Here is a 668-nt window from a genome sequence, read left to right as displayed (position 1 = left end):
AACCTGAGTTTCCTTAGTGATAATAGGTGCTTGAGTGGCTGGTAGAGCGGTTTCAGCTAATTGCTTATTGGCTTCCTGATTGCTGACCAAACCAGCGGGTAAGGATAGGGTGACATCTGTGCCTTGATTGGCCTGGCTTTTAATCGTTAGGGAACCGCCGTGCAATTCAACAAGCTGTTTACTGATGGCTAGGCCGAGCCCGGTTCCGCTTGCTGAAGGGTGACCTTCAACATGGACTTGCTCGAAGGGACGAAACAGGCTGTGTAGTTTCTCTTCAGGGATACCGACACCTGTATCAGAGATCTTAATTAATACTTCTTCTCCTACCTGGTAAGCGCTTAGTGTGATTTTGCCTTGTTCGGTATATTTGACGGCATTGCCTAGTATATTGATCAATATTTGCTGCACGCGAAACTCATCTGCATTTAAGTTTCTAACCTTAGGTGAAATCTCTGCTTTTAACTCAATAGGCTTCTTATCCAGAAGAGGTTTCATGTGGTAAGTACTAACTCTGATATAGACTGAAGATCTATGGGAGCGATATTCAGTTTTAGCTTTCCATGTTTGATACTCGAAAAATCAAGAATGTCGTTCACCAGGATATTCAAGCGCTGCGAGGTGTTAGAGATAAGCTCAATCTTGTTTTTTCGGTCTGGACTTAAGCTCTG

1 protein-coding gene is annotated in these 668 nt (G+C 43.7%); it reads right to left on the bottom strand.

What is annotated here, in order from left to right; all coding sequences use genetic code 11:
* A partial coding sequence (locus A3729_RS19420; protein WP_231877472.1) for a HAMP domain-containing sensor histidine kinase occupies nt 1–495 on the bottom strand: 495 nt, incomplete at its 3' end.
* Nucleotides 496–668 lie beyond the last annotated feature (173 nt).

This window comes from Oleiphilus sp. HI0043 (genome assembly GCF_001634935.1).
This window is presented reverse-complemented; position numbering and strand designations above follow the sequence as displayed.